This window comes from Chloroflexus aurantiacus J-10-fl, assembly GCF_000018865.1.
In the GTDB taxonomy this organism is placed as follows: Bacteria; Chloroflexota; Chloroflexia; order Chloroflexales; family Chloroflexaceae; genus Chloroflexus; species Chloroflexus aurantiacus.
In genome coordinates, this window is the sequence record NC_010175.1 from 1071775 (window position 1) to 1094034 (window position 22260).

Sequence of the window (22260 nt, forward strand, 5' to 3'; positions counted from 1 at the left end):
GCGGTTACGATCACCGTCTGATCAACCGCTCTTTTGCTATACCCGCGTTCGGGGTTGGCGACGCGCCGTGAGGGCGTGCATAACGGTGGATGAGACGTTGGCCCAGTCCGACAGTCGATCAACAGATGTTCAGCGGCAGTGCCGGATCAACGGCAGTGCCTGTGGAATGTGACGGCTGCGGCCAGCGTTGTTCATCAAATACAGGTGTTCGTTTTAGAGTGAGGAGGTTCCTGTGTCGCACAAACGACTTTGGGTATGGATGACCCTCGTAGCAGTGGCGGCAATGGTCCTGGCAGCGTGTGGTACGCAACAACCGCAGGCACAACCGACCACAGCACCGGCAGCGCAGGCAACTGCTACCCCGCAGCCGACTGCTGCCCCACAGCCAACTGCTGCACCGGCAGCTACAACTGCACCGGCCCCAACCGAGGCCCCAACCGCCGCGCCGCAGCAGGGTGGTAAGCTGACGATCCTGTACTGGCAGGCAGTTACGACGCTTAATCCGCACCTGGCAACCGGTACCAAGGACTTCGACGGTGCAACGGTGATTCTCGAACCGCTGGCCCGCTACAACGAGAAAGACGAGTTGGTGCCGTTCCTGGCCGCTGAAATCCCAACGCTGGAGAATGGCGGGGTTGCCGCTGATGGTAGCAGCGTGACCTGGAAGATCAAGCCGGGTCTGAAGTGGTCGGACGGGAGTGACTTCACGATTGACGATATTATCTTCACCTGGCAGTACTGCGCCGATGAAGCCACGGCCTGTACGACCAAGGCGGCCTTCGATCCAATTGCGAACATCGAGAAGATTGACGACACGACCTTCCGGATCATCTGGAAAGAGCCGAACGCCAACCCCTACATCTCGTTCGTTGGCCCGCTCGGTATGATCTTGCAGAAGAAGCAGTTCGAGAACTGTATCGGTGCTGCGGCCAGCACCAGTGCTGAATGCCAGGCGGCTAATCTGGCACCGATTGGCACCAATGCCTGGAAGCTGAAGGAATTCCGCCCCGGTGACACGGTAATCTACGAGCGGAACCCCTTCTACCGTGATGCTGCCAATGTCTTCTTCGATGAGGTCGAGATTAAGGGTGGTGGTGATGCCACGTCGGCAGCACGGGCAGTCTGTGAAACGGCTGAGGTCGACTTTGCCTGGAACTTGCAGATTCCGAAGGCCGTGCTCGAACCAATTCTGGCTGCCGGTAATTGTGATGCTATCGCCGGTGGTTCGTTCGGTGTCGAGCGGATTGTGGTCAACTTCGCTAACCCTGACCCGGCCCTGGGTGACAAGCGCAGCGAACCCGATCAGCCGCACCCCTTCCTGACCGACCTCGCCGTGCGCCGTGCCATCGCGCTGGCGATTGACCGCAAGGCTATTGCCGAGCAGCTTTACGGACCGACCGGTGAACCGACCTGCAATATCCTGGTCGTGCCGGCCAGCGTCAACTCGCCCAACACGAGCTGCGAACGGAATGTCGAAGAGGCGAAGCGGATTCTGGAAGAGGCGGGTTGGGTGCTGAATGGCTCAGTACGCGAGAAGAATGGGATCAGGCTGATCGTCTCGTTCCAGACCAGCATTAACACGCTGCGCCAGGGCGAACAGGCGATTATCAAGTCGAACCTGGCCGAAATCGGCATTCAGGTTAACGTGAAGGCTATTGACGCCGCCGTCTTCTTTGGTGGCGATCCGGGCAACCCCGATACACTGAACAAGTTCTACGCCGACCTGCAAATGTACACCAACGGCCCATCGTCGACCGACCCGCAGCAGTATTTGCAGGGCTGGATCTGCGCCGAAGTAGCCTCTTCGGCTAACCAGTGGAACGGCAACAACGATGGCCGCTACTGCAACCCCGAATACGATGCGCTCTTCGAGGAGTTGAAGGGTGAACTCGACTTGCAGCGCCGGGCAGAGCTGGCCATTCAGATGAACGATCTGCTGGTCAATGATGTTGCGGTTATTCCGCTGATTAACCGCCGCACGCCCAACGCCAAGCTGAAGAATCTGGAAGGCCCGACTTCAATACCTTCGATAGCAGCCTCTGGAATATCGCAAGCTGGCGGCGCGTGCCGTAAACGGTGCCTGCGCGAGGGGTGGCAGGAGCGATCTTGCCGCCTCTCGCACTTCCACGATAGCGAGTTCATCTATCTGCGACATGCTGTACAATGTTGAACGCATCTCGATCGCCGGCACATGTTGACAATGCACGTTCGAGTGTGGGCTTTCCCCAATGCTTCGGCAGGTTGGGCGCAGATGGAGGCGACAGATAGACCGCTCTATCACGCACGCCAGTGTTTATAAGCCGGGTTAGTACGGAAACATATCTTTCGCACTCTGCAAAGATGCAGTCTGGACATCATTACTTGAGAAATATGTCGAAATTATCACGCCGGTGAACCGGCACAGGATATGGGTGAAGCATAACACGGATTTATAGCCGTGCTACATTCGACAGGGGCAATGGCGTATGTTGCAGTATATTATTCGGCGTATTTTAATTGCTATTCCGACGCTCCTGATTATCAGTTTTGTGATTTTTGCCGTGCTTGCACTTGCCCCTGGTGATCCACTGGCCCAGTTCGCCCTCAATCCGGCCATTCCCGAATCGACCCGTGAACTGATTCGGATTCAGTTTGGCCTGGATCAACCCTGGCCAATTCGCTATGTGCGCTGGTTGACCTCGCTTATGCGGGGGGATTGGGGCTTCTCGTTTGGTACCCGTGGCCCGGTCATTGATCTGATCTGGCAGCGCCTCCCGCAAACATTAACGGTTGTGGGAACAGCGTACCTGATCGCAGTGTTGCTGGCAATCCCGATTGGCATTATTTCAGCCGTAAAGCAGTACTCAATTTTTGATAACGTTGCTACCTTTTTTGCATTTATTGGTTTTTCAGTGCCTTCGTTCTTCACCGGTCTGGTGTTGATGCTGATCTTTGCAATTAATCTGAAATGGTTTCCAATTGTGTACAACACAACATTGCAGGTCGTTGACTGGGAGACCTTCACCCAACAGGTGCGCCAGATGACCTTACCGGTGCTGGTGCTGGTTGTGCAACAGACCGCTGCCCTCACCCGCTTCATGCGCTCATCAATGCTTGATAACCTCTCGCTCGATTATGTGCGCACAGCGCGTGCCAAAGGGTTGAGCGACCGCATGGTTGTGTTACGCCACGTTTTAGTGAACAGCCTGATCCCCGTGGTCACGTTGATTGCCCTCGGTATTCCCACCATCTTCACCGGCGCAATTATTACCGAAAATCTCTTCCGGGTGAATGGTTTGGGTGCGCTGTTGATTACGTCGATCAATAATTCTGATACCCCGGTCGTGATGGCGTTGATGTTCATCTTTGCCATTTTGACGGTGGTGTTTAATTTGATTGCCGATATTCTCTACGGTGTGCTCGATCCACGAGTACGCTATTCGTAAACGAGAGGCAACCGGAAGGGGTTAGCGTATGTCTGAAATAGAAATGAACGGCGCCATAGGGATTTCGGCCAGTGCCCGTGCCCAGCAGATGACCACGCGGATGGCGGCGAAACCACGTTCGCTGCTTAGCGATGCCTGGCGGCGCTTTCGCAAGCATCGCATGGCAATGCTGGGGGTCGTTATACTGTTCACACTGGCCCTGTTCTCATTTGTTGGGCCATATTTCTATGTACCGCGTCTGGCCGCAGAACTAGAGGCAATTGGCTCACCATTTTTGCAGGATCGGGTTGACCTGCAAACGGCAATTGACCATCTCGATTTTCTTAATATTCTCTCGGCGCCGAGTGCCATTCATCCCTTCGGAACCGATGATCTCGGTCGTGATTTGCTGGCACGCACTTTGTACGGTGGCCGGGTTTCTCTGCTGGTCGGTCTGACCGCGATGGCAATTGCGATTTCGCTCGGTACCATCATTGGTGCCACCGCCGGTTTCCTGGGAGGGGTTGTTGATCAGATTTTGATGCGGATTACCGATCTGTTTCTCTCGCTACCGGCCATTCCCCTTACGTTGCTGGTGGTCTATCTGTTCCGCGATCCGGTCATTCAACTCATGGGGTCGCCGGAAGCCGGTATCTTCACGATTGTGGTCACGGTGATCGGGAGTCTGGCCTGGATGAGTACGGCCCGGATTGTGCGCGCCACCTTCCTGTCGCTTAAGGAGAAGGAGTTTGTTGAGGCCGCCATTGCGCTGGGTATCAGCCGTCCGGCAATTATGTTTCGCCACATTCTACCCAACGCCATCGGTCCGATTATCGTCGCTGCAACGCTGGAAGTGGGGAGTGCGATTATCACCGAGTCAACCCTGTCGTTCCTGGGTGTCGGTTTCCCACCTGATACACCGACCTGGGGCCGGCTGGTGACCGACGGCAGCCAGTATTTGCAGGCAGCCCCCTGGCTGGCCCTCTTCCCCGGTATGTTGATCTTTCTGACGGTGCTTAGCATTAATTTCGTCGGTGATGGTCTGCGCGATGCACTCGATCCACGTTCACGGCTGTAAGATTGGGTTGAGCCGATGAGCCGCAATCTCACACCGCTGCAACAACTGGTCGTTGAAGCGCTGCAAGAAGACGAGCGTCTGACCGCCGGCTTATCCGATGATCAGGCGACACAGTTGCTGCGCTGGGCAACAACCCGTGCTGTTGCATTGACGGTGACGACGGCTGATGAGGCTACTGCCGAGACGATTGCGCAGGCGCTGCGACAGGCGGTGCGGGCCGCTGCGCGGGCAGATGGCACGGTGGCGACGGCGGAACGGGCGCTTACAACTCTGCTGCCGACACTACCAGAGACAAGCGAAACCGCCCCGGATCAGCGTGTTGATCCGGCAGCGGATGTTGTGCTGGGAAGCGCGACTGATCGTGATCCGGTTCCTGCTCCCCCTGACACTATCAGTTCACCCCCTTCCCCGCCGGTACCGGCGTATCCGAAGCGGTGGCTGCATGCGGTACCATTCAGCCTGCTGGCCCATCTGGGCCGTCGCTAGACTGGGGAATCTATGGCGCGCAAGCCCTCTTCGTCACGACCGTATCGCCCCAACCGCACGCAGATCATATTGCTGTTTCTCATCCTGGCCCTCGGTTATCTGATTAACGCCGGGATTATTGATCTACGCCGCTTCGGTCTCGATCCGGCGCTGTTCGGGATTGAAACCCAACCTAAACCTGATGTCAGTGGCGACATCGCCGTCTATTTCACAACCCCATCACTGGTCTATCCCGATGTGCCACGCGACCGGGTCACGCCACCGTTTCTGCGCGATATGCTGACCGATATTGCCAATGCTCGCCAGAGTATCGATCTGGCGACATTTGAATACACCCTGCAACCACTGGCGGAAGCGCTGGTTGCTGCCCACCAGCGCGGGGTACAGGTGCGGCTGGCGCTTGACCGTGAAAGCCTGGAGGACCCGGTAGATGCCAAATTCGCCGGGATTATTGAAGAAGGTGGTATTCCAATAAGCTGGGAAGAGACAACGGCGTTTCTCCACAGCAAATTCGTTATCATTGACAACCGGATCGTCTGGACGGGATCGTGGAATGTGACGATCAACGACACCTACCGCAACAACAACAACCTGTTGCGGATTACCATTCCGGCCATCGTCGAAAATTATCGCGTCGAGTTTGCGGAAATGGCCGCCGGTCGGTTCGGCAACAGCAAACAGGCAACAACCCCTCACACCCGCATCACCACCGGTCAGGCAACTATCGAAAATTACTTTACGCCACGCGAACGGCCAGCCGCACGGATTGTTGAGGTCATCACCAATGCCCGCCGGTCGGTCGTGTTTATGGCCTTTTCGTTTACCAGTGACGAGATTGCCGGGGCGATGGTTAATCGGCAGCAGGCCGGTATTCCGGTACGGGGGGTGTTCGAGCAGCGCAACGCTGAAGGGATTGGTTCCGAGTTTGGGCCGTTGCGCGAAGCAGGCGTAGAAGTTCTAGCCGATGGGAATTGCTATACCATGCACCACAAGGTGATCGTGGTTGATGAACGGATTGTGATCACCGGTTCGTATAACTTCACCAGCCGCGCCGAGCGCACCAACGACGAAAACCTGCTCATCATTGAAGACCCGGTGCTGGCCGCAGCCTATCTCGGTGAGTTCGAGCGCGTCTTTACCCAGGCTCAAAATCCAACGCGCTGCCAGTAGGGAGTGGGAAATGGACGTTCTCAGGATTACGCCCCCCTCCCAATCTACCCCTGCTGGGGGGATGCCATTGGAGCATGATCCTGCCCTACGCATTACCTTCATGTCACCCGGCAGCCGGTATGAAACCCCATGGCACATTGTGCGGCAAGCACACCATGTGGTCACACACTCCACAGTATCCTGATGCGTTTGGCTATGTTGCAAACGCTTCCCGGATCGTCACGAGTACATCCAGTATCTCCGTGACCAGGATGGAGAACGGTATGCCACGCACCGGATCGTAAGTACGGCTGGTGCGGCAGCATGGATGCCGCACGCCACACTGCGCGACACGCGCATGACGAGCGGCTACGGCAATCCATCCAGCACGTGCCGGCACGGCTGGAGCAGCGCGCTGCCACCGGGCCAGTTGCTCACAACAGCACCCATAGCGATCATCCCCGCTGATACGCACGTGGTTGACACCAGGTATGGGTAATGCATAGCCCCTGGGGGTGGGAGAGGGGAGGGCAGACGTTTGATCGAGGGCTTCCTGATAGGGTAGACGTTGGGTTCGATCATCTGTTCTGGCCATCCGTGAATGCCGCCAGGGGCGGGAGCTTGCGCCTGGCTCCTCTCTTCAGCACTGGTACCGGCACCATGCGCACCGGAGGCGTGCGCTCCCAGCTCCCGGCTGGGGAGCACGCCCGTCATCACGCCCCCGACCCGCTCCGGCACGCGGGCAATGCAGTATTCGAGGTATGGGTAATGCATAGGACTACTACGGTGAGGCGTGAGATAGCACGTCTATGAGAACTGGCTGCCCCCCCCACATCGTGCATGCGATTACGCCATCCGGTAATAAAGGCAATCTCGTGCGGTGCATCCTGACCGTCAGCGCCTCTGGCCTGCTCACCGTATCGGTGGCAACGTGAGTGACCTATAACGGTATCGTTGCCATCTGCGTTGCTCATCAGGGCGTATCGTAGCCTGCGCTCCTCTGCTCATCACCGCACGGCACCAGCGCGGTCATGATGCCGGATGAGCGCGTAGGGGCACGGCCCTACGGGCGGATCACGCCCGGCACCAGCGCTGGCGTGATGCCGGAGGTGTCCAGTTCATTCGCCCATCACACCAGCGCGCACCAACGGAACCTGGATGGTGACCGCAGTGGCGGACGGTGGCGTCGGGCCGAGCCGAACAGGGCCGGACGTTTTCCCGCTGGGTGCGCATCCCCGTCGTGGTTACTGCTGCCTGCTGCGCGGACATCCCAGGTGCCAACCGGCAACAATTGTTTTCCTATAGGTGACGGCAGCATCCCGCACCGGCAGTGGTAGGGGCGCACGGCCGTGCGCCCCTACCGGGCACGGCCAGGACATCTCTGGTAGCCCGTGACACGACCGATACATCATACCGGCCACTGTGTGACATGTGGGTAATGCATAGCGCTGGGGGCGGGAGTCATCGGCGCAGGCAGGTGGTGAGCGAGCCGGAGGCGCACGCTCCCAGCGTGTGCAGACACACCCCCACCCCAGCCCGCCCCCGCTGGGGGCGGGAGTTTGTCTCCTCCCAGTGGGGGGATCACCCTCCAATTCCTCCCCCAGCGGGGGAATCACCCTACAATTCCTCCCCCCAGCGGGGGAATCACCCTACAATTCCTCCCCCCAGCGGGGGAATCACCCTACAATTCCTCCCCCCAGCGGGGGAATCACCCTACAATTCCTCCCCCAGCGGGGGAATTGCCTTTCCATTTCTCCCCCCACCGGGGGAATCACCCTACAATTCCTCCCCCAGCGGGGGAATTGCCTTTCCATTTCTCCCCCCACCGGGGGAATCACCCTACAATTCCTCCCCCCACCGGGGGGAGGTTAGGAGGGGGGCCGGGATTGCAGTGCCCGGCAACCCTTGCGGAGCACGCCCCTTCCCCACTCCCCATTCCCCTGATGAACGAGGGCTGGGAGGTGTGGTGAGGGAGAACACCCCCACCCCGGCCCCTCTCCTGCGCCCGACGCGGACGAGGGGCGTTTCGATGGATTGGGGCGTCGTGATAGGACATCTGGCAGCATAGGACATAACAGTCACCTATTTCCCCGCTGCTGCACCTGAACGATGCATCGCTGGACGCCGGTAGGGGCGACGCATGCGTCGCCCCTACTGATGACAAGCCACGAGCGACTCGCCAATGGTATGCCCGGTAACGCTTCTGCACGAGGAGTGCCCCCGAACAATGCACCTTGTTGAGTAAGATTCGGTATGAGACGGTAGTCATTCCTGTGGCTCATCCATTTCGTCTGTCTTTGCCAGGCATGGGGGAAACATCCCCACCCCGGCCCGCCCCCGCTGGGAGCGGAGGAACGCCCTCACCCCCGATCCCTTGCCCGCGTTGCGGTAAAGGGGAGAACGGCGAGCTGCGCTGGGGCATCCTGATACGGTAGAAATCGCGTTGGTTTTTATGTCAACCCATGAATGGCCATAGGGGCGGGTTCGGTAGGGGCGGGTTGGGAACCCGCCCCTACCTGGTGTCTCCGGTTGATATTCGCACCCTGTGTCGCCTTGCGTTGCGGGACGCGCACCAGTGTCCGTTATTGCCCGTTCGCCAAACCTTACGGCACGCGCCGCCAGCTAGCAATATTCCAGAGATTGTTGTCAAAGGTATTGAAGGTCGGCCCGTCCAGATTCTTGAGCTTGACTACCGGTGTGTAACGGTTGATCAGCGGTATCTCGACCACGTCGTTGACCAACAGATCGTTCATCTGAATTGCCAACTGCGCCCGCTGCGCCGGATCAAAGGTGGTCTTCAACTGTGCAAACAGCGCATCGTAGGTCGGGTTGCAGTAGCGGCTCACGTTGTTGCCGTTCCAGCGGTTCGCCGCCGACGTTACCTCGGCGCAGATCCAGCCTTCCAGATATGACTGTGGATCGGGGGAGCTGGGACCGAAGGTGTACATTTGCAGGTCGGCGTAGAACTTGTTCAGCGTATCGGGGTTGCCCGGATCGCCGCTGTAGAAGACAGCCGGATCAATCGCCTTGAGGTAGGTCTGAATGCCGATCTCGGCCAGGTTGGCTTTGATGATGGCCTGCGTGCTCTGGCGCAGGTTATTCACGCTGGTCTGTAGGGTAACGACCAGCTTTACGCCATCTTTCTCTCGCACTCCATCCTTCAGCACCCAACCGGCTTCGTCCAGCAGCCGCTTTGCCTCGGCCACATTACGCTCGCAGGTTGTATTGGGTGAATTCATCTGGGCCGGTACCACCAGCAGATTGCAGGTCGGCGCACCCGTCGGCCCGTAGAGCTGGTCGGCAATTGCCTTGCGATCAATTGCCAGCGCAATTGCCCGGCGTACTGCCGGATCGGTCAGGAAGGGATGCGGCTGATCAGGCTCGCTGCGCCGGTCGCCGAGGGCCGGATCGGGGTTGGTGAAGTTGATCACGATACGCTCAACACCGCCGGTTGAACCACCGGCCACCACATCACAGGCGCCACCGGCAATAATCGGCTCCAGTACCGCTTTGGGAACCTGCATATTCAAGGCAAAATCGGCTTCCCCTGTTGTGCAGACGGCACGCGCCGCCGAGGCGGCATCACCACCACCCTTGATCTCAACCTCGTCGAAGAAGACGTTGTCGGCATCGCGGTAGAAGGGGTTGCGTTCGTAGATGACGGTGTCGCCTGGACGGAACTCTTTCACTTTCCAGGCATTGGTACCAATCGGAGCCAGGTTGGCGGCCTGGCACTCGGCACTTGTGTTTGCCGCAGCCCCGATACAATTTGCAAATTGCTTTTGTTGCAGGATCATGCCTGCCGATCCGACAAAGGCGATGTAGGGGTTGGGGTTCGGTTCCTTCCAGGTGATGGTGAACGTTGTATCATCGATTGGCGTGATGTCGGCAATCGGATCGAATGAGGTCTTATTCGTACAGCCGGTCGCTTCGTCAACACAATAGCGCCAGGTGAAGATAATATCGTCAATCGTGAAATCGCTCCCGTCTGACCATTTCAACCCCGGTTTGATCTTCCAGGTGATGCTGGTACCGTCGGCAGCAATGCCACCGTTGGCAAGGGTTGGGATTTCGGCGGCCAGGAACGGCACCAGTTCGTCACGCTCGTTGTAGCGTGCCAGTGGTTCAAGAATCACGGTGGCGCCGTTGAAATCTTTGACGCCGGTAGCCAGATGCGGGTTCAACGTCGTTATTGCCTGCCAGGAGAGAATGGTGAGCTTCCCTCCCGATGGCGGGATCGCTGTCGGCACGGCGGTAGATGCCGGTACCGCCGTTGCCTCTGGCACCGCCGTTGGTTGCGGCGCTACAGTTGGCCCTGCTGTTACTGTTTCCTGTGCCGACGGTAGAGTTGGCGGCTGCGATTGTGACGTTTGCTGACCACATGCCGCCAGGAGCAAAACGATCATGATCAGGAAAAGCCGAGAAACCATGTGGGACAACACAGAAACCTCCCTCTACACCTCACCACGATTCGGGTAAGGTGTCATAAAACTGATAGTTAGCAGTCACCTTCATCAATCATCGACAGACCAGATGATCGAAACAAGAACGCACGCCATACCCGTGAGCAGATTGACCGTTGACATCGATCACGGTGGGAGCGGAAACATGGGTTCCGCACGCCAAACGACGCCACACGCGCATCACGGAGCGTAGCAGGAAGCCAATCGAGCGCACGGATAGACGACACGTCTCGCTTCCGTGCGGTCGTGCCAACACGTTGTGAACGTTCATGAGTCTGTGCCACCGTAACATCACGATGGCACAGCGTTGTGATATGAAACCCCTCGAATGTTAACCCGCATCCCGGTTGAAACACTCTCGCATCAACCGCCGTACTACATACCACATCTTTTCAAAGGCGCAACCAGAACAGGAACCCGGCTGCCATAACCGTCATCCCAATAGCAAGCCAATCGCGAAGACGCCAGTGATATGTGAGGAATTGACTGCGACCGGCTCGACTGAAACCGCGCGCTTCCATCGCTGCGGCCAGATGTCCGGCGGAGACCAGCGCTTGCACGAGCAGTGGAATCAGCAGCGCCGGATAATACCGCAGTGCCCGCCATCCCGGCTCAAGTGGAATACCCCGCGCCCGCTGCGCAGCAATGATGTGTTGGATGCGCTGCTCCATCACCTGGACGTACTGGAGGGAGGCGGTGAGCAGAAAGATGAGCGGGAATGGTGCTCCCGTCTGCTGCCACGCGCCACCCAGGTCTTCCGGTGTGGTGGTGCGGAGAAATACGAAAAAGATGCTCGATAGAGCCAGAATCCGTAGACCAACGGTCAAGGCGGTTTGCCAGTCGAGGGTCAGCAGGGCAATGATCATCCAGCCAGTGATCATCAGGGCAATCAGGCGTAACCAGCGGAGGAAGGCAGGCTGTTGACCACTACACCATACGATCAGCAACACCGGCATCATCCCGATCACGAGAACGGGAATGCTCGCGGCTGTGCTCAGAACCACCGTCCACAGCAGAGCCATCAGCGTTTTTGCGCGTGGATCAAGGTGGAACGCCATTACACCTCTCCCTCGTTCTGACGACCGCCCGCGTCGGCAGCCACGTGTTGTAACGCCAGCGCCAGCCGGTAGCGATCAGGAAGCAGGAGGTCAGCCGCCTGTACCACGGCGGGTTGCATACATATCGCGTGAGGTACCCCTTCGGCCAGCAGGCATCCATCGGCCAGGACGAACCAGTGTGAGGTGAGTGCGCCGGCAAACTCCAGATCGTGCGTCACCACGACTACGGTGCGACCATGCTGCACCTGTTCGCGGAGATGCCGGGCCAGCGCCTGCCGTGCCGGCCAGTCGAGACCGGTTGTTGGCTCGTCGAGCACCAGGATTGCCGGATTGGTCACCAGCGCTGCCGCCAGTGTCAGCCGTCGTTTTTCGCCGGCACTCAAGGTAAAGGGCGAGCGCTCAACAAGGTGTTCAAGCTGAAATGTGCGTAATACAGCCGCTACCTGATCCGGATCATAGACACCCATGACGCGAGCACCAACCGCCACCTCATCGCGGACACGGGTCGTAAACAACTGGTCATCAGGGTTCTGAAATACCATCCCCACGTGACGGGCCAGCACCGATACCGGTGTTGTACGGGTGTCTTTCCCGATAACCCGTACCTGTCCCTGTTGGGGACGGTGAAGACCGTTGAAGTGTTTGATCAACGAGGTTTTGCCGGCGCCATTAGCCCCGACAATTGCCACCCCCTCACCTGCGTACAGATCGAGATGAACACTGTTCAGCACCCGCCGTTGGCCGGCGGAGAACGAGAGATCGCGCACGCTGAGCAGTGGCGATCCGTTTGCAGAGCGCGGCAAGGCGGGTGGAAGTGGATACATGGTCGCAAGCTGCTGATGATCGACCTGCGCCAGCACAGCCTCTACCGTCAACGGCAATGGCTTCAGGTTGAGAGCACGGCCAATCTGTACCGGCAATGGTGGTTCGAGATGAAATTGCTGAATATCGGCGGCCAGAACCTGAACCGGCGGCCCATCCAGCACAACCTGACCATTGTGCAACACGATCATACGGGTCGCATCGGCGGCCACCAGCCCAAGCCGATGCTCGGCAACGATGATCGTCACTCCTTGCTGATGAAGCCTGCGCAGGATAGCCTGCACCTGCGTCACATGCCTGCCATCGAGATTGGCAAACGGTTCATCGAGGACAACGATCCGCGACCCCATGGCCAGAATACTCGCCAGCGCTACCAAAAGCTGCTCACCGGTGGAGAGCTGTTGCGGATGTCGCGCAAGCAAATGCTCGATGCCGAGCCAACCGGCGACTTCGTCGATACGTTGCCGGATTTCTGCCGGTGCATACCCCAGACTTTCCAGGCCAAAGGCAATCTCACGGGTAACTGTACTGTTGAAGAGTTGCCACTGCGGATGTTGAAAGACCAGACCGATCCGGGTGCATACATCGGCGGGTGACTGTTCACGGGTGTCAACCCCGTCAACCAGAACTGTCCCCTCAATGCTTCCTTCGTACACGTGCGGAATCAACCCGGTAAGTATCCGGCACAGGGTTGATTTGCCGCTGCCGCTGGCACCGCAGAGCAGCACGTATTCACCGGCGTCAATCGACAGGTTCAGGCGACGCAATGTCCACTGCGTCGCCTGTGGATAGCGATAGCTGAGATCACGAACGACGATCTGCCTCAAGGTATGTAACCCCTCTTTGCCGGGTAATCTCACAACACCGGCACGCTCAAGAGCCTTCAACACCACCAGGGCAATCGCCGAACCAAGTGCCGTGCTGCTGAGGAACGAGGCAATCAACAGGTGAAGGGCCATTGAGGTTTGCATGAACACCGGTGCCACCCACAGACCACTCACCAGCGCGGCAATGATCCCGGTACCGATCACCTCACCCAGCGCAGCCAGATACATGTTGCGCGTGGCCCGAAAGATCAAACCGGCAAGCAGCGCACCAATCATTCCACCCGGAAAGGCCAGAATCGTCCCCACCCCCAGCGAGATACGCAGGATGGCGATCACACCGGCAATGCCGGTCGCCCACCACGGCCCTAGCAGTACGGCGGCTATCACATTGATGAAGTGCTGGGTCGGATTCACTCTGGCGATGCCGATGGGAAACGAGGTAAATGGAGCCAGCGCCACACCGAGGGCAATGAGCACCACTGCCTGAGCAATCAGTCGAGTCTTCACCGGTCACTCCTTTCTCGTGATTCATCATTAACTGGCGGTACGGAGCAGACGTTGCCGTTGTACCAACCGTAAAGCCGTGTACATCACAAACGTGATGAGGAACGCCGGTATGCTGGCGCCGATCTGGGGAGCCAGTTGGGTGATGGTCTGATAGATCACCACACCGGCCAGCCACGAAACCATTCCGCTCCACTGCCAGCCCGGAGGTTGGTCGACCAATGTAGCGCTGTGTAGCCCCAGCAGGCGCCGCACCACGAAATAATCGGCCAGCACAACCCCAAAAAGCGGCACGAAGAGCGACCCGATCAACAGCAAAAAGGTGAAATACTCACTCATCGTCAGCAATGTGGCGAGGAGAAACCCGACAACTCCAACCAGAACAATCACCAGGCGCTGATTGAGCTGCGGAAAGATATTCTGCACCGACACCGCCGTTGAGTAGATGTCGGCGAAAGCATTGTCCGTTTCATCGACCAGAATCACCGCCAGCGCCACCACCCCTCCCGTCATCGCCATAATTGCTGTGATGAGGTTTTCCGGTGTGGGTTGAGCCACATTCGCCGTCAGCAGGAAGAGAGCACCAAGCGCGTAAAACCAGACATTGGTGAGCGCAAAACCTGCATACGTTCCCCAGAAGCCGCCGCGTGAACGCCGCACGAAGCGGTTGTAGTCGGCCACCAGCGGAATCCAGGAGATTGGCATGGCCGCTACCAGATCGACTCCCAACCAGAACGGCAGATCACCTGTTCCCGGACGGTTCAAGAGCGCGATGAGATCGTAGCGGGTAAACAGATAGATCGTCATCCAGATGGTCACGCCAAAAACGATCCAGACCCCAAACTTTTCTAGCCACTCGCGCACCACTACCAGTGGCCCACCCAACGCCAGCAAGACACACCAGACCGTGAACACCGCTACCCAGGCGTAATAGTTGCTCACGCCAAAAAGCGCCTGCCCCACGTGATGGGCAGCTAACCCGATCACCCACAGCTCGAAGGCCGTCCAACCGATCAGTTGCACGATATTGAAGATTGAGGCCAGATACGACCCATGGCGACCGAGCACGGGACGCAAGAGCACCATTGTCGGCACGCCGTACACGCTCCCCAATACGCCAACCAGCGCCAGCAACAACGACCCGATGGCAGTACCGATGAGAATGGCGATCAATGCCTGCGCCAGACTTAAGCCAGGAACTAACAACGCCCCCGCCTCTAACACCAACAGGCCAACGCCGAGACTTGACCATAAGACGAAGATGTCGAACCAGCGCAACCGCCGATGTTCAACCGGAACCGGATCGATCCCCCACGTGGGCGGAGCCTGCAAGCGGGGGAACCACGTGCGCAGCCGTGCCTTCAGCGTCATACCAACCTCCAACGATAAACGCCACCCGCGAAGGGGTGGCGTTTAATGCATAAACCACCGTGTATTCCCTTCGCTGGCATTACCCAGAGCAGGTTCACGAGGTCGATGGTGGATAGCGACCATCCTCTCAGCCCGGCTCCCCGATCTCCCTCATACACGCTGTGTGATCAACTTGTTTCCACCAGACGGTGGTTGCCCGCCATTATAAAGTGTTGGCCGAAGAGCTGTCAAGGCGATTTTGCGGAGCGGTCAGAAATCGCCTTCCCTGGTATAGGGATAACTCCACAACGTCACCTGTAACACAATAGACTTAAACCACGCCTGATGCATCCGATCCACCTCCGCCGCTGAATGCCCTTTGCGGGCAAGAAACTCTCTGATGGTAGCGGTGATCGGGTAGATGAAGGCTATCATGTAGCGCAACGGAATCATCGGGACGGATTGTACGCCATCAGTCTGATTCTTCTTCGTGCGGTAATGGCGGAGGGCAATCTCCATCTGGTAGTTGAGCCAGTCCTGGTCGTAGGGTCGCCGACAGGTATCGAGTATCCATTGACCGAAGCGCTGGCGTACTCGACTCAGGTAATCGGCAATTGGCTGGCCGTCAGAGCCGGTGAAGTAGTACACCAGATGAGCGTGCGACGCGACGAATCCGTACCAGAGATCAAGGATTGCATCGACCTGATCGCCGAGCACCTCGCCGGCCATACGCAGATACTGCTCGTCTTCGGCTGTCCACAGCACTGTCTGCTTCAGCAGTTCCCATTCTTCCAGGCTCACCGGCGATTGTGCCACCTGCGCTGTACCATAGGTGTAACCGGGAATCGCTTCGCTCATAACCCACCTCCGGGAAGAGTAGCCCTTTTCTGGTTGCAAGCTCAGTCTAAGCGCGCTATGATAATAAGTGAAATACGTTATTCTTATCTCAAGCATAAGTTAGACTTATCAAACAATGGAACTTCGGCAATTACGCTACTTTCTGGCGGTAGCCGAGGAAGGACACATTACCCGTGCTGCCGAGAAGCTCTACATTTCTCAGCCGGCCCTCTCGCAACAGATCAAACTGCTTGAAGAAGAGATTGGGACGGTTTTGTTCGACCGTATCGGTCGGCGCATCAGGCTGACAGCGGCGGGTGAGATTCTGGTTGCACACGCCCGGCGGGCATTGCAAGAGCTGAGCGAAGCCCAGGTTGCCATCGATGAACTCAATGGCCTGCAACGTGGGATGCTCCGGATCGGTGTTGTGCAAACGGTCAACGCCTATCTTATGCCCGATCTGGTAGCCGCTTTTACCAATGCTTACCCGGCGATTAGCTTGCAGATTGAAGAACTGGCGACCCGCGACATTGAGCAACGACTCGCCGACGGCGATCTTCAGATCGGGATCGGCTTTGTGCCACCAGAGACGGCAGGTGTTACTGGCGAGGAACTATTCAGCGAAGATCTGGTTGTCGTTGTGTCCAGGCAGCATCCCTGGGCTGATCTGCCCCAATTACCGGTACAATCACTTCATCAGCAGCCACTTATTTTGCTCTCAACCACGTTCTGCACCCGTCGGCTTTGGGATCGTTGTACGCATATTGCCGGCATTCAACCACGGGTTCAGATCGAGATGAATACTATCGGTAGTATTCTGGCGGCTGTACGGCAACTCACGCTAGCGACAGTGCTACCGGCAATGGTCTTGAGCGGTCAGCCCGACCTGGTTGGCATTCCCCTGGTCGATCCAACGCCACGGCGCACGGTGGGATTGCTCTTCCGCCACAATGCCTACCGCTGCGCAGCGACACGGGCGTTTGTAGCCATGACCCGCGCAAAACTGAGGGTGTGGGCCTCAAGGCAGGAGATAGCCCATAGCCCGGGGTGACGTGCGGTAGTAGCAAATCTTGACTGACAATGAGCATCGTAGCGAGCCGGAGGCTCGCGCTCCCAGTTTCCAGGGAATGCCTGGGCAACACAACAACGCCCAGTACGATGCCGGGTGAACATTGGGTTACGTCCATGAGGGCGAGGCGATCCAATGGCGTGAATGTTTGTGAGCATGTATGCACTATCACCCGCCCAGCTCGTTCCCCCTTCCCAGGCCAGAACACTTGACACGCCTGCCCGTTCTCGACTATACTCGCACGTGTTCCGTAGGGGCGCTTTGCGACAAACGCGAGGCTGAGAGGAACCCTTGAACCTGATCCGGGTAATACCGGCGTAGGAAATCGGAACCGGGCACGATGTTCGGCCAGTCTCCTGAGTTCGTTCTCGCTTCCCCTCTCAGTCGTCTGCTCTCTGCGGATACGGTATCCGGCTTTTGGACGCAGGGAGGATGTATGACACGCTTTACCGACACCCTTTGGTCATCAATTACCGACATCTATCAGGCCATTATCTATCACCCGTTCAACGAGGAGCTGGCGCGGGGAATTTTGCCGCGCGAGAAGTTCGCCTTCTACATGCAGCAGGATGCGCTGTACCTGGCCGATTTTGCCCGCGCACTGGCGATAATGGCCGGACGGGCACCTGATGAAGCGGCGATTATTCAGTTTGTGCGCTTTGCTGAAGGGGTGGCGGTGGTTGAGCGCGCTCTCCATCACACCTATTTTCGTGAATTTGGGATTGAGACGCCAACGCGGCAGCCGGCTCCGGCCTGTTTTACCTACACCAACTTCTTGCTGGCAACCGCGGCCTGTCGCAGTTACGAAGAGGGGATGGCGGCGCTGTTGCCGTGCTTCTGGATTTATCGTGAGGTGGGACACGACATCTATCGGCGTGCAGCGCCCAACAATCCCTACCAGAAGTGGATTGACACCTACGCCGGCCAGGAGTTTGATGAGGTGGTGACGCAGGCAATTGCGCTGACCGACACCATCGCTGAACAGGCATCGGCGACGCAGCAACAACGTATGCGGGACGCCTTCATCTATTCGGCTCGCCTGGAGTGGATGTTCTGGGATAGTGCGTATCGGCTGGAGCAGTGGTTACCCTGATGATGCTCTCATCATCCCGGCATCTCTTGGGATGTCAAGGCGGACAGAACCTGCGAGTGCGTTCGCGCGATATATCCTGGCGATGCGCTGAACGCCCTCACCCCCGCCCCTCTCCCGCGCAGCGCGGGAGAGGGGCGTTCAGAGGCTTTGTTTATAGCTTCCTGATGCACTGAAAGATGCATTCAAATAGTCTGTCCATCCCTAAACTCAGGATGCCGGGGTGAGCACATCACTCCGCTGCGCCACAGTGAGCGTATCTGTGGTCGTCGCCGGCGGCAGAAGGGCGATGCTCAATACCTCATCAAGGGTGTCTACCGGAATGAAGGTCATTTCGGCGCTAACCGCCGGCGGCAGGTCGTCGAGATCGATCAGATTCCGCCTGGGCAGGATCACAGTGCGGATACCGGCCCGGTGAGCGCCGAGTGCCTTCTCTTTGATGCCGCCAATCGGCAACACCCGCCCACGCAGTGAGATTTCGCCGGTCATGGCAATATCGTCACGCACCAGCCGACCGGTTGCCGCCGACGCCAGGGCGGTTGCCATCGTAATACCGGCTGAGGGGCCATCTTTGGGCACCGCACCAGCCGGCACGTGAATGTGAATGGCGTGGGTCTCGAAGAAATCCGGCTCGATGCCCAGCGAACGGGCGCGCGAACGGACGTAGGTCAGCGCCGCTTCGGCACTCTCGCGCATGACCTCACCCAGTTGGCCGGTGATTGTAAGTTCTTTCTTCCCTTCAACCGCACTGGCCTCCACAAAGATAATATCGCCGCCGACCGGTGTCCATACCAGGCCAATCGCCACACCGGGCTGATCGATCCGTTCGCGGGTTTCATTGGTGAAGCGTGGCCGCCCCAGCGCGGCGCGCACAAACGCAGCATCGACCACAAACGGCGTATTGGCCGGATCGATCTCGCCTTCGCTCAGGCGACGGGCCACCTTGCGCAGCACCGCACCAATCGAACGCTCCAGATTCCGGACACCGGCTTCGCGTGTGTACTCATTAATGATGCAGCGAATGGCGTCTTCGGTGACGACAGCCTCTTCCGGGCGCAAGCCGTTGGCCCGCAACTGGCGCGGCACCAGATGAATCTGGGCAATCTGCACCTTCTCGTCTTCGATATACCCCGATAGCTCAATCACCTCCATCCGGTCACGTAACGCCGGCGGTACCGTATCCCACGTGTTGGCCGTTGCCAGGAAGAGGACACGTGAGAGATCGAACGGCAGATTGAGATAGTGATCGGTGAAGGTGTGATTTTGTTCGGGATCAAGCACCTCAAGCAGTGCGGCTGCCGGATCACCGCGATAATCGATCCCCAGCTTATCGATTTCATCCAGCAAGATCACCGGGTCGGCAGTACCGGCACGGCGCAGCTCCTGGATGATCCGCCCCGGCTGCGAACCAATGTACGTTCGGCGGAAACCACGCAGCTCGGCCTCATCACGTACACCACCGAGGCTCATACGGACGAAGCTCCGGCCAAGCGCACGGGCAATACTCTGCCCCAGACTGGTCTTGCCCACGCCGGGTGGCCCAACAAAGGCGAGAATTGGCTCGCGATTGGCACGCAGGTTCTCTTCACCCAACGCTGCCCGACGTTGCTTCACTGCCAGATATTCCAGAATCCGCTCTTTGACCTTCTGGAGGCCGTGATGATCTTCATCAAGCACCTGGCGGGCAAAGGCAATATCAATTGGCTGGCCGGTATACTTATTCCACGGCAGCTCAGCCAGCCACTCCAGGTAGGTACGTACCATCTGATATTCCGGTGAGCTGGCATTGATCCGGGCCAGACGACTCAGCTCACGGTCGGCCTCTTTACGGGCAACTTCAGGCAGATCGGCAGCGGCCAGCTTCTGCCGGAGATCGTCAAGTTCCGCGGCTTCACTCGTATCTTCGCCAAGCTCTTTCTGAATAGCGCGCAATTGCTGGCGCAGGTAGAATTCGCGTTGCTGCCGGGCCGCACTCTCCTGCACCTCTTGCCGCAGTTTGGCCTGAACTTCGAGTAGGGCGAACTGTTTGCGGTAAAACATCAGCACCTTGCGCAACCGCTCGCTTACGTCGAAGGTTTCGAGCAATTCCTGGCGCTCGGCGAAGGTGTAATCGGGCGAATAGCCGGTGTTGTCGGCCAGATGACCGGGATCGTCGATGGAGCGGACAAAATTGCGAATCTCTTGCGTCACGCCGGGGCGCAATTCGAGCACCGCGTCAATCGCGGCGTGAACCTCGACCATTAACTGCTCAAGCTCCGGAGTGCGCTCGAAGACATCGGGTCGGCGGGTAAAGCGAAAACGCAGATACGGCGTGGTTTGGACGGCTTCACCCAGCACAGCACGCACCAGCCCCCGCACGACCACCCCGCTGGCACCATTCGGCAAGGTACCGAGCTGCTCGATCCGGGCCACTACCCCTACATTGAAGAGCTGGTCGGTAATCGGCGCATCGGCAGGCGCATCGGGCCGCCGGGCAGCCAGCAACACCTGACGCCCCTCGCGCGCTGCGGCTTCGGCTGACGCCGACCCCAACTCATCGAGCGTCAGGCTGACCACAATATAAGGAAAAACGACCGCTCCCTCTAACGGAATGAGGGGCAGCGTCTCAACCACCTCTGGTTCGGGTGAAGGTGTCGTTGGTGATGTCTCTTCAGACTCCGCAGTCGTCTGTTCCCGCAATGTTTCATCATTCATAGCACGTCTCCACATTGATCCGCGGAACAAGACTTCCGCACTATGTATATTTTGAAACTCATAGTGGAGCGTGTCAATGATGGGACAAAAGTTCTAGTGTAATTCTAACAATTGCCGGTCTGCCGCAAGGTAGGCGACCGGTAGAGTAGGCTAGAACCTGTTTCAAAAAACATCTTATAAAGTTACCTGATTCATCGCCGACCGATTCCATGATCGTAGCGAGCACACCCGGCATCCGCGTGACCAGCCGGGTCAACGACGTGACACGTGCCGGATCGTGAGCACGGGCGGCGTGGCAGCATGGCTGCCGCACTCCAAACGACGCACCACGCGGATGATGAGCGAGCAAGGCAATCAATTCAGCGCGTGATGGCACCGGAGATGGTTATCAGAGCGCACCAGTACAGCTTTTTATGAAATAAGTTCTAACGAGACGCGCCGATGATCGTCGATCCCTACCGGTGTAGGTCACTCCCCTTCGGCATGGACAGGCGCTTCACACCAGCACAACGCGCACGCCGGCCATCTCTAACCGACGTAGCTCGGTTTCCGGCAGATCGGTATCGGTGATAATCGTCTCAATTGCTTCTAAAGGCAGCACCTTGATAAATCCACGCCGCTGCCACTTACTCGAATCGGCGAGCAGGATAATCCTCCGCGCAGCCCGTGCCAATGCGCGCTTGGTATGGGCAATCTCGCTGGTCGAATCGGTCACACCATACGTCGAGTCGACCGACTCGGCGGCCAAAAAGAGCTTCTCGACGACCAGATCACCCAGGCTTTGTTCAACCAGCGGGCCGAGAGTACCGAACGTGGCGTAGTTGACCGTACCTCCCAGCATCCAGACCTGTACATCGTTGAGATGACGTAACTCGATGACCACATTCAAAGCGTTGGTCACCACCGTCAGCGGCGTCCGCTGCCGCAGATGCTTCACCATCTCAACCACCGTCGTTCCGGCATCGAGCAGAATGGTATCACCGGGTTGCACAAATTGCGCCGCCGCCGCCCCGATGCGTGCCTTTGCCTCAAGCCGAATACTGGCCCGTTGCTCGAACGCAATCAACGCACTGGTCGCCGGCAAAGCGACGGCACCGCCGTGATCGCGCACCAGCACTCCCTCACGTTCGAGTGCAGCCAGATCGTTACGAATCGTGACCGGTGTCACACCGAAAATATCGGCCAGCTCATTGACCCGCACTGAACCACGCTGCCGCACGAGTTCGGCAATGCGGGTTCGCCGGTCGAGCATTAGGGGGCTGCGTTCTCCAATCGTGCTCTCGTCGGGCTGCATGCATGTATCTCCAGTTGCATAAAGTTTCGTTTGTTTACGTTGGTATTGTACGTTGCCGGCATGAGGCCCGTCAAGGGTGTTCGCCGGCGCGTGAACACACAACCCGCTGCAGATGGGCAACAGGAAGGGCAACCA

General features: G+C 58.1%; 14 protein-coding genes, 1 pseudogene and 2 riboswitches. Of the genes and pseudogenes, 8 read left to right on the top strand and 7 right to left on the bottom strand.

The features are described from left to right. The first annotated feature begins 259 nt into the window (after positions 1 to 259). From CAUR_RS04105 to CAUR_RS04130, 6 genes and pseudogenes are all read left to right on the top strand, one after another. Positions 260 to 2073: pseudogene (locus CAUR_RS04105) on the top strand (peptide ABC transporter substrate-binding protein). A gap of 392 nt (positions 2074 to 2465) precedes the next feature. Further along, positions 2466 to 3425: an ABC transporter permease gene (locus CAUR_RS04110; protein ID WP_012256681.1), complete on the top strand. Its 960-nt coding sequence runs from the start codon at positions 2466 to 2468 to the stop codon at positions 3423 to 3425. 28 nt (positions 3426 to 3453) lie between these two features. Then, positions 3454 to 4482 (top strand): ABC transporter permease, encoded by a 1029-nt coding sequence (locus CAUR_RS04115; protein ID WP_012256682.1) that lies wholly within the window; start codon positions 3454 to 3456, stop codon positions 4480 to 4482. Between the two features lie 15 nt (positions 4483 to 4497). Continuing rightward, on the top strand, positions 4498 to 4968 hold the full coding sequence (locus tag CAUR_RS04120) for a hypothetical protein (RefSeq protein ID WP_012256683.1): 471 nt from the start codon (positions 4498 to 4500) through the stop codon (positions 4966 to 4968). 12 nt (positions 4969 to 4980) lie between these two features. Further along, complete coding sequence (locus CAUR_RS04125) at positions 4981 to 6138, top strand: phospholipase D-like domain-containing protein (protein ID WP_012256684.1); 1158 nt, start codon at positions 4981 to 4983, stop codon at positions 6136 to 6138. Between the two features lie 303 nt (positions 6139 to 6441). Next, positions 6442 to 6585 carry a hypothetical protein gene (locus CAUR_RS04130; protein WP_157866382.1) on the top strand — a complete coding sequence of 48 codons (144 nt, stop codon included), beginning with the start codon at positions 6442 to 6444 and terminating at the stop codon, positions 6583 to 6585. Positions 6586 to 8720: 2135 nt separating this feature from the next. On the opposite strand, the gene CAUR_RS04135 is transcribed toward CAUR_RS04130, so the two are convergent. The 5 genes from CAUR_RS04135 to CAUR_RS04155 all read right to left on the bottom strand — a co-directional run bounded on the left by CAUR_RS04135 (position 8721) and on the right by CAUR_RS04155 (position 15999). Continuing rightward, positions 8721 to 10547 (bottom strand): peptide ABC transporter substrate-binding protein, encoded by a 1827-nt coding sequence (locus CAUR_RS04135; protein WP_242605059.1) that lies wholly within the window; start codon positions 10545 to 10547, stop codon positions 8721 to 8723. Positions 10548 to 10972: 425 nt separating this feature from the next. Continuing rightward, the gene (locus CAUR_RS04140) at positions 10973 to 11638 is read right to left on the bottom strand and encodes an energy-coupling factor transporter transmembrane component T family protein (protein WP_012256686.1); all 666 of its coding nucleotides are present in this window, start codon (positions 11636 to 11638) and stop codon (positions 10973 to 10975) included. Further along, positions 11638 to 13794, bottom strand: a complete 2157-nt coding sequence (thiW, locus tag CAUR_RS04145; RefSeq protein WP_012256687.1) for an energy coupling factor transporter S component ThiW — start codon at positions 13792 to 13794, stop codon at positions 11638 to 11640. The genes CAUR_RS04140 and thiW overlap by 1 nt, the downstream gene beginning before the upstream one ends. Before the next feature lie 27 nt (positions 13795 to 13821). After that, positions 13822 to 15162: a putative hydroxymethylpyrimidine transporter CytX gene (cytX, locus tag CAUR_RS04150; RefSeq protein ID WP_012256688.1), complete on the bottom strand. Its 1341-nt coding sequence runs from the start codon at positions 15160 to 15162 to the stop codon at positions 13822 to 13824. Between the two features lie 48 nt (positions 15163 to 15210). Continuing rightward, a riboswitch (TPP riboswitch) is annotated at positions 15211 to 15324 on the bottom strand. Between the two features lie 87 nt (positions 15325 to 15411). Continuing rightward, positions 15412 to 15999, bottom strand: coding sequence for a protoglobin domain-containing protein (locus CAUR_RS04155; RefSeq protein WP_012256689.1), 588 nt, complete (start codon positions 15997 to 15999; stop codon positions 15412 to 15414). A gap of 115 nt (positions 16000 to 16114) precedes the next feature. Here CAUR_RS04155 and cynR point away from each other — a divergent pair, with 115 nt between their 5' ends. Further along, on the top strand, positions 16115 to 17029 hold the full coding sequence (gene cynR / locus CAUR_RS04160; protein ID WP_012256690.1) for a transcriptional regulator CynR: 915 nt from the start codon (positions 16115 to 16117) through the stop codon (positions 17027 to 17029). A 260-nt stretch (positions 17030 to 17289) separates the two neighbouring features. Beyond that, a riboswitch (TPP riboswitch) is annotated at positions 17290 to 17389 on the top strand. 94 nt (positions 17390 to 17483) lie between these two features. Next, complete coding sequence (gene tenA / locus CAUR_RS04165; protein WP_012256691.1) at positions 17484 to 18140, top strand: thiaminase II; 657 nt, start codon at positions 17484 to 17486, stop codon at positions 18138 to 18140. 207 nt (positions 18141 to 18347) lie between these two features. Here tenA and lon read toward each other — a convergent pair whose 3' ends face one another. Both lon and CAUR_RS04175 read right to left on the bottom strand, forming a co-directional pair. Then, positions 18348 to 20831: an endopeptidase La gene (lon, locus tag CAUR_RS04170; RefSeq protein ID WP_012256692.1), complete on the bottom strand. Its 2484-nt coding sequence runs from the start codon at positions 20829 to 20831 to the stop codon at positions 18348 to 18350. A gap of 496 nt (positions 20832 to 21327) precedes the next feature. Next, positions 21328 to 22125: a DeoR/GlpR family DNA-binding transcription regulator gene (locus CAUR_RS04175; protein WP_012256693.1), complete on the bottom strand. Its 798-nt coding sequence runs from the start codon at positions 22123 to 22125 to the stop codon at positions 21328 to 21330. Positions 22126 to 22260 lie beyond the last annotated feature (135 nt).

Coding starts and splice junctions, on each gene's coding strand:
- CAUR_RS04110 (WP_012256681.1), top strand. CDS start 2,466: ATGTTGCAGTATATTATTCGGCGTATTTTAATTGCTATTCCGACGCTC.
- CAUR_RS04115 (WP_012256682.1), top strand. CDS start 3,454: ATGTCTGAAATAGAAATGAACGGCGCCATAGGGATTTCGGCCAGTGCC.
- CAUR_RS04120 (WP_012256683.1), top strand. CDS start 4,498: ATGAGCCGCAATCTCACACCGCTGCAACAACTGGTCGTTGAAGCGCTG.
- CAUR_RS04125 (WP_012256684.1), top strand. CDS start 4,981: ATGGCGCGCAAGCCCTCTTCGTCACGACCGTATCGCCCCAACCGCACG.
- CAUR_RS04130 (WP_157866382.1), top strand. CDS start 6,442: ATGGATGCCGCACGCCACACTGCGCGACACGCGCATGACGAGCGGCTA.
- CAUR_RS04135 (WP_242605059.1), bottom strand. CDS start 10,547: ATGGTTTCTCGGCTTTTCCTGATCATGATCGTTTTGCTCCTGGCGGCA.
- CAUR_RS04140 (WP_012256686.1), bottom strand. CDS start 11,638: ATGGCGTTCCACCTTGATCCACGCGCAAAAACGCTGATGGCTCTGCTG.
- cytX (WP_012256688.1), bottom strand. CDS start 15,162: ATGACGCTGAAGGCACGGCTGCGCACGTGGTTCCCCCGCTTGCAGGCT.
- CAUR_RS04155 (WP_012256689.1), bottom strand. CDS start 15,999: ATGAGCGAAGCGATTCCCGGTTACACCTATGGTACAGCGCAGGTGGCA.
- cynR (WP_012256690.1), top strand. CDS start 16,115: ATGGAACTTCGGCAATTACGCTACTTTCTGGCGGTAGCCGAGGAAGGA.
- tenA (WP_012256691.1), top strand. CDS start 17,484: ATGACACGCTTTACCGACACCCTTTGGTCATCAATTACCGACATCTAT.
- lon (WP_012256692.1), bottom strand. CDS start 20,831: ATGAATGATGAAACATTGCGGGAACAGACGACTGCGGAGTCTGAAGAG.
- CAUR_RS04175 (WP_012256693.1), bottom strand. CDS start 22,125: ATGCAGCCCGACGAGAGCACGATTGGAGAACGCAGCCCCCTAATGCTC.